Source organism: Paenibacillus sp. 01T422 (assembly GCF_056398785.1).
Window position 1 is genome coordinate 1 of sequence record NZ_JBFTQB010001014.1, and the last position, 3886, is coordinate 3886.

Genomic DNA, 3886 nt, shown 5'->3' on the forward strand with positions numbered 1-3886 from the left:
AACCGCAGCTTCTCGCACTCGCTCCGCTTCAGAATCTCCTGCTTAAACCTGCGCAGCTCTTCGTGGGTCGGGAAGAGAATTAACGCCCGTCCTTCCGTTCTTTGCAGCAGCTTTATGGCTATCTCCAATTTTTCCTGGAAAGTTCCGCTAGAGGTCCACGTTGGAGCTAACACTTCCATTCGCTCAGCATAATCGTACGGTGAGTCCACGGAGAACGATAAATACTTGTCGAGTCCCAAGCTATCCGCAACATAATCAAAGGTTCCCTCTACAGATAACGTAGCTGAAGAGAAAACGATCGGCATTTTGGCAGAAAAAACTTGCTCTCTCAGCACTTCTTTCACCGTTCTTGGCATAATTACCAAGCTCAAACCTGTTATACTTTCCGTTGCCCAACAGATGAATGCTTGATCATGACGGAACAACGCCAGCGCCTTCTGCATCATTTCCAGATGCTCTTCGACAATTTTGAGCTGATAGTCATTCAAAGTGAACATCTCACTTTCGAAGACAAGCTCCTCTTCAATCTGTGATAAAATATCACACAATCGGTGAATTTCACGCAGTAATCGATCATTCATCACAATCTGCTTGCGGTCCGAGCCAACAATCGGTCGGCAGCAGCTCTCGAGCACTTCAAACATCAGTTCACTTTGCTCAATCGCCTGATCAATACAGACAGCTAGTGTCTCACGTACTTCCCCTTTTAACAACCGAACCACTAATTCTTCGAAAACGGTATGTTTTAGCTTGTAAGTCAACGCTTTCTGAGCAGCAGATTCCATCAAATGTCCTTCATCGAAAACGACTGAGCAGTGCTCCGGCAGCAATGGCAACTGGCCTTCCCGCTTCCGTCCCTCATACGTCCAAACATGCTCCATATAGAAATCATGGGAACATATAATAAGATCCGCGGATTTCCGGTACGACTCTCGGGACAATGTTTGACCACAGCGGTGTCGTTTATCGCAGACAAAACAATCCTGATAAGCATCCCAACTGACGCGTTCCCACTGCACATCATTCAGATTGGGGTAGTCTTTACGATCTCCGTATGCATAAAAGGATTGCAGAGCTTCCCTTGTGTGGACGAAGTCAGGCAAACCGGCATGCAGATCACGGTATACGCTCAAATCTTCGTGTCCAAAACGGGCTTCATCCAGCTTCTGAAGACACAGGTACTGATCAGGTGATTTGGCAAGCCGAGCATCAATCACGAGATCCAAATGCCGCATTAATTTATCAACATCGCCGCCTGGCTTGACCAATTGCTCAATTAACGATTCGTCGGCACACGCGATGATAGCCGGCTTCTTCGTTAGTCGCGAATAGCAAATCGCATACAACAAGTAGACGAGCGTCTTCCCTGTGCCTACACCTGCTTCTGCAAAAATGGTCTGTTTCTCAGCAAAAGCCCGCTCCAGCTGAAACGCCATGTAAATCTGCTCATCGCGCACTTCAAAGCCTGCTTCGGGTAAAACCTCATAAAATAAATCAGCAATCCAGTCAGAAACCTGCTGCATGAATGGCTGTGAATGATCATAATCGAATGGATACCGTCCCACGTTACAAGCCCCCAAAAATTGAAATCTAATCAAACTTGTATTATCTCACTAACTAGATACAAAAGCAAAGAAAGATAGAAAAAAGCCTCATTCACTCCGCTTTGACCATGGAGATGAAGAAGCTTTCCATCTATTATCAACTTCATTTTACATACTGAAACGTTCCCGATATCCGCATTTGCGGCATAATTCTTCCACAACTTCCCGTCTGGAAAAGCCTTCGAACAAACGATTCGCCCGCTCCCCTTCAACAATCTCAGAAAATGGTGTGTGGTTAATATTGCCCAAATTAATAACGCCTTCCCCGTCAAGACAACAAGGAATTACCGTGCCGTCAACCAGGATACCTGCTTGATTCCGCAGGGCATTTCGCTGCCGCTCTTGATTCGTTTGATTATCCATCGTTAGGTTCCATAACCGGAAAGAAATAATGACATTAGACTTTGCTACAATTTCCTTGGCAAAACGCAAAACGCTCATCACATAACCTTCTTTATCCTCTGAGCCTTCGTGACCATCAAAACTGTGCAAAGAAAAATTCATTTGTCGAAGCGCCGGTTTGTCCAGCAGCTTGTGCCTATTTTTGTTAATCAACGTTCCATTGGTTGTAATATTGACCTTAAAACCTCGCTCATGACTCAAATCAAGCAGTTCGTCAATCTTGGGATGCAGTAACGGCTCTCCTTTGACATGGAGGTAAATGTGATCCGTATGCGGCTTGATTTGATCAAGAATATTCGTAAACGTATCTATTTTAATAAAATTAGCTTGCCGCTTCGTTTGCGGACAAAACGTACAAGCCAGGTTACATACACTTGTAATCTCAATATAAAACTTTTTAAACTTCTTCATGCCATGGCTCCGTTTCTAGCTGCGCTACTATGATATTAGCTATTATAACAAGCTGCTCTCATGAAAGAAAGGAATTGAAAGATTTAGAATATCCATTTGACGATCCATCCAATGAAATACGCCGAAGGGATAAGGAATGCTTGTGCCAGCAAAGTACCTAGAAATCGGGATGTCATGAGCAGCGCATATATTTTCCCTAACTGACTACGCTGCGATTCGTCCTGCAGGGCTTTGTCTGTGATGAGTCCCAACTGCGGATCGATGAATATTGTGAGCAGTATCGTCGCGATCCCATTAATAAGCCCGGATGCCTGGGAAGCCGTCGTAGCGTACTCAGGTATCAAATGCGCCGCATATAAGGATGACAGCACCCCCACAGAATAGAAGGCTGTTACTAGGATATTGATGACTAAGAACCTCTTGGATACTCCTAAATAACGGAATTGGCTTAGTTTAAACTTTGGTTTTTTGAAGTAACTTTTGGTGTTTTTCAACTGTTCTATTTTCACGCTTGAGATGAGCTTCGGGATAGAACCTGCCACTTCCAGACGAGCAATAACCCGTACACTAATGTTGATAAATGAAGGGAATAAAGCTATCGCAATCAGCGTTCCAATAGACGATGCGAACAAAGAAATTCGTAAGTACCTTTCCAAATCGAAGGTCGGCTCCGTCTTGGCATAGTCAACGAAATTAGCCGTCATAGGCGCTTGAATCAAATTAGCTGTACGGGAAACGAGTACGATGATCCCGACTAGAGAAAGCGCAACAGCCAGTTTGTTCACCTTCACGCCAGCAAAACGTACAGAGTAGGACAAGGTTTCTGCGGTATGAATGATCATCGTTAAAATGAAAACTAATAGGAGTGTATTTGTCATCGTCATTTGCTCGTTAACTCCATCAGCCGGTTCAAGACGGCTTCCCAACGCACCTTCATTTCTTCTCTGCGCTGCATGCTGTCGAGCATTTCTTGGTGAAAACTAATCGTCGTTCTGCCGGGTGAAGCAGCGGGCAGCAGCCGAATTTGCAGAGTTGAAGTTTCCGGCCAGCCGACAGGCTGCCAAGATAGACGAAGCAGTTCACCAGGTTTAACCACGCGAAGAACCCCGTTAACCCCTTCCTTCGAGCGAAATGCATGCCCTTTCTCGAACGTAATCGTAGGTGTCTCCCCTAACCACAACTTGCGACCTTGAGGCGAAATCAATAGTTCCCATGTCATCTCTTGGCTTAAGGTAATCGTCCTTCTAACGCCAATCTGAAAGCCGGCACCTGCCGTAAGTCCTACGATTTTCTCTGGATTCATGAGCTCTCCCCTTTGCTATTTCGATCTTGCTTGCAGCTTCTCCAAATAATCCTTCAGCTCCATCAAATCCCGAATCGTATAATCCCGCTCAAACTCACTTTCAAAATGGGCGTCTTCCTTCCATATTCCCTTCATCCCCACGCTACGGCTTGCCTGGACATCATTC

At 45.3% G+C, this 3886-nt stretch carries 4 protein-coding genes; all 4 read right to left on the reverse strand.

What is annotated here, in order from left to right:
- Positions 1–1565: ATP-dependent DNA helicase (locus tag AC1DUA_RS34880; RefSeq protein ID WP_477504099.1), on the reverse strand; the 1565-nt coding region annotated here is incomplete at its 3' end.
- A 147-nt stretch (positions 1566–1712) separates the two neighbouring features.
- A complete protein-coding gene (locus tag AC1DUA_RS34885) occupies positions 1713–2417 on the reverse strand; it encodes a radical SAM/SPASM domain-containing protein (protein WP_477504100.1) in 705 nt (234 codons plus the stop codon).
- A gap of 83 nt (positions 2418–2500) precedes the next feature.
- On the reverse strand, positions 2501–3295 hold the full coding sequence (locus AC1DUA_RS34890; RefSeq protein ID WP_477504102.1) for a lipid II flippase Amj family protein: 795 nt from the start codon (positions 3293–3295) through the stop codon (positions 2501–2503).
- 2 nt (positions 3296–3297) lie between these two features.
- Positions 3298–3720, reverse strand: a complete 423-nt coding sequence (locus AC1DUA_RS34895) for an SRPBCC family protein (RefSeq protein WP_477504101.1) — start codon at positions 3718–3720, stop codon at positions 3298–3300.
- Between the last annotated feature and the right edge of the window lie 166 nt (positions 3721–3886).

Coding starts and splice junctions, on each gene's coding strand:
- AC1DUA_RS34885 (WP_477504100.1), bottom strand. CDS start 2,417: ATGAAGAAGTTTAAAAAGTTTTATATTGAGATTACAAGTGTATGTAAC.
- AC1DUA_RS34890 (WP_477504102.1), bottom strand. CDS start 3,295: ATGACAAATACACTCCTATTAGTTTTCATTTTAACGATGATCATTCAT.
- AC1DUA_RS34895 (WP_477504101.1), bottom strand. CDS start 3,720: ATGAATCCAGAGAAAATCGTAGGACTTACGGCAGGTGCCGGCTTTCAG.